Genomic DNA, 3,095 nt, shown 5'->3' with positions numbered 1-3,095 from the left:
CACCGAGCAGCAGGTCGAGCCCGGCGTCGGCGACGATATGCGCGATGCGCTCGGCCGGGTAGTCCGGGTCCAGCGGCACGTAGGCGCAGCCGGCCTTCCACACCGCGAGCGCGGCAACGGCGAAGGCGTTCTCGCGCCGCGCCAGCACGCCGACCAGTGCCCCTGGCTGACAGCCTTCGGCCTGCAGCCAGTGCGCCAGGCGGTTGGCTCGCGCATCGAGTTCGGCGTAGCCGATGCCGCCGGCACCTTCATGCAGCGCCACGGCCTGCGGTTGTCGGCGTGCCCAAGCCTCGAACAGCGACAGCGGCGTCAGCCCACCCGGGTAGACCTTCGGCAGCGCCGCCAGCCGCTCGCCGGTGGCGCGCAGCAGTTCGTCGTCGAGCAGCGGCAATTGCCAGATGTCCTGCGCGGGGTCGGCGACCACCGCCTGCAGCAGCCGCAGCAAGCGGCTGGCGTAGCCTTCGACGGTGCCGCGCTCGAACAGCGCGGTGGCGTACAACCAGTCGATGCGCACCGAATCCATCAGTTCGGTGACCTTCACCGAGATATCGGTCTTGGCCGGCAGCGCCGGCGAGGTTTCCTCCACCGCATTGCAACCGGGGATCAGGTCGTTGAAATCCACCCGCGCCTGGTACACCAGCATGATCTGGAAGATCGGGTTGATCGCCGTGTGGCGGTCCATGCCCAGCGCCTCGCCGAGCGCCTCGAAGCGGTACAGCTGGTGGTCGAAGGCTTCCAGGTCGTCCTGCCGGCACTGGCGCAGGTAGTCGCTGAACGATTGCTGCTCGGGCAGTTGCGTGCGCAGCACCAGGGTGTTGACGAAGAAGCCCACCAGCGCCTCGATATCCGGGCGCTCGCGGTAGGCCAGCGGCGTGCCGATCACGATGTCGCGCTCGCCGCTGTGGCGCGCCAGCAGCAGGGCGAACAGCGCGTGCAGGCCAATGAACGGCGAGGCGCTGTGGCGCTGGCAGAGCTGCTTGAAGCGCGCCCACAGGGCGTTGTCGATGGTCGAGAACACCAGCGCGCCGCCGCTGGTCTGCTGCGCCGGGCGCGGCCGGTCCAGCGGCAGGCTGTGCACCTCGGGGATGCCGGCCAGGCGCTCGACCCAGAACGGCTTGTACTCGGCGTGGTAGTCGCGAAACAGCGGCGAGTTGAACCAGTGCGCGTAGTCGATGAAGGTCAGCGGCGGCTCGCCCCAGTCCAGCGGCTGGCGGTTCTGGTAGGCGAGGAAGGCGGTCTTGAGGTCGGCGAACATGTTCTTCACCGACCAGCCATCGGAAATGATGTGGTGCTGGTTGATCAGCAGTACGTGCTCGCGCGCATCCAGGCGCAGCAGGTGCACGCGGGTCAGCGCGCCGCTGGTGAGGTCGAACGGCCGCTCGATTTCCTCGCGCACCCGTTCGGCCACCCGCGCCTCGCGGGCCGCGGCCTCCAGCCCGGTGAAGTCTTCATGGACCAGGGCGAAGCCGCGATGGGCGACGATCTGCTGCTCGCCCTTGCCCTCGGCGTTGCGCACAAAGCGCGTGCGCAGGCTGGCGTGGCGCCGCACCAGGCGTCGAAGGCGAACGCCAGCGCGGCTACGTCCAGCTCGCCGTCGAGGCGGAAGAACACCGGCATGTTGTACAGGTGCGAATGCTCCTGGTACTGCTCGATGAACCACAGCCCGCTCTGCGACGAGGACAGCGGGCCAACCTCGGCGTGACGCGGCTCGATGGGCGCCTCGAACGCCTGCCGCGCCCGCAGACAGCGGACGATGGCGTCGCGATGGATGCGGATCAGCTGGCCCAGCTCGGGCGTCAGCGCCTCCTGGCTCGACTGCGAGACCAGCTGGCCCTGGGCGTTGAGCGCCAGGTATACGCCTTGCCCGGCGAGCTGCCGGAGCAGACCGATGATGTTGTCGTGCATCTGCTACCTCTCAGGCTGCCAGGGTGGCGCCGCCGTCGACGACGATGTCCTGCAGGGTGATATGGCTGGCCAGGTCCGAGGCGAGGAACAGCACGGTGTTGGCCACCTCGTCGGGCGTGGCAATCTTCTGCAGCGGGATGCCGAGCTTGAACTGCTCGGGCAAGCCGGCGATGGTCCGCGCACGGCCGCTGTCGTCGGCCCACATGCCGCGCTGCATGGCGGTATCGGTGGAACCTGGCGACACCAGGTTGCAGCGCACACCGCAGCTCGCCAGCTCCAGCCCGGCGGTGCGGATCAGGCTGGTCAGCGCCGCCTTGGACGCCGCGTAGGCGGCCATCTGCATGCGCGGCACCCGCGTCGCATTGCTGCTCACCGCCACCACCGCACCGCGGCCTTGCGCGCGGAAACGCGGCAGCAGCTCGCGCAGCAGGTAGAACGGCCCGCAGACGTTGACCTGCAACGAGTCGTCCCAGTCGGCCAGGCTCAGTTCCTCGATCGCGCCCAGGCGCAGGATGCCGGCGACGCTGGCGAACACGTCGATGCCCTGCCCCGGCGCCAGCAGCTCGGCGCAGGCCCGGCGCACGGCCACGGCATCGGCCACATCCAGCGCATAGGTGCGGTAGCCGTAGTCACAGTCCGGGAAGGCCCGGTCCAGCCCGACCACCTCGCCGCCAAGCCGGGCGAAGCCCTCGGCCACCGCGCGGCCAATGCCCTGGCCGGCGCCGGTGACCCAGATGCGCCGCCCGTGAAAATCCATCTGCTGTGTCATCCGCATCTCCTCACCAGACCGTTTCCACCTGCGCTTGCCCCTGCCGCAGGCGGCTTTCGAGGAAGCGGCAGAAGTCCGCCAGACAGGGGTTGTCGAACACATCCGAGACCTTCACCGCGGTGCCGAACTCGGCGGCCAGGCGGTTGACGATCTGGATGGTCTGCAACGACTGGCCGCCGAGTTCGAAGAAGTTGTCCTGCGCCTGGATGCCGCCGACGCCGAGGATCTGCTGCCAGATGGCGCTGACCCGCTGCTGGGTGGCATCGTCCAGCGCCCGCGTGGTCGCGCCCTGCAGGTACTCGGCCTGCAGGCGCTTGCGGTCGAGCTTGTTGCTGCCGGTGCGCGGCAGGGCGCGGTAGTGGCGGTAATCGGTCGGCACCATCGCCGCCGGCAGCACCTGGCCCAGTGCGCGGCGGATCGT

3 protein-coding genes and 1 pseudogene are annotated in these 3,095 nt (G+C 69.4%); all 4 read right to left on the bottom strand.

Going from position 1 to position 3,095, the window contains the following annotated elements; translation table 11 throughout:
* Positions 1-262, bottom strand: a 262-nt coding sequence (locus BAY1663_RS25735; RefSeq protein ID WP_305809525.1) for an AMP-binding protein, incomplete at its 3' end; no start/stop codon positions are given.
* 168 nt (positions 263-430) lie between these two features.
* Positions 431-1,905, bottom strand: a pseudogene (locus tag BAY1663_RS22380) (condensation domain-containing protein); the annotation flags it as partial.
* Between the two features lie 10 nt (positions 1,906-1,915).
* Positions 1,916-2,680 (bottom strand): 2,3-dihydro-2,3-dihydroxybenzoate dehydrogenase, encoded by a 765-nt coding sequence (dhbA, locus tag BAY1663_RS22375; RefSeq protein WP_037045243.1) that lies wholly within the window; start codon positions 2,678-2,680, stop codon positions 1,916-1,918.
* Positions 2,681-2,684: 4 nt separating this feature from the next.
* Positions 2,685-3,095 (bottom strand): phosphopantetheine-binding protein (locus BAY1663_RS22370; RefSeq protein ID WP_037045242.1); only part of this gene is annotated, 411 nt, incomplete at its 5' end.

The organism is Pseudomonas sp. BAY1663 (assembly GCF_000582595.1).
Taxonomy (GTDB): domain Bacteria; phylum Pseudomonadota; class Gammaproteobacteria; order Pseudomonadales; family Pseudomonadaceae; genus Stutzerimonas; species Stutzerimonas stutzeri_AF.
Note: the sequence above shows the minus strand (reverse complement) of the source record. Positions and strands in the feature narration are given on the sequence as shown.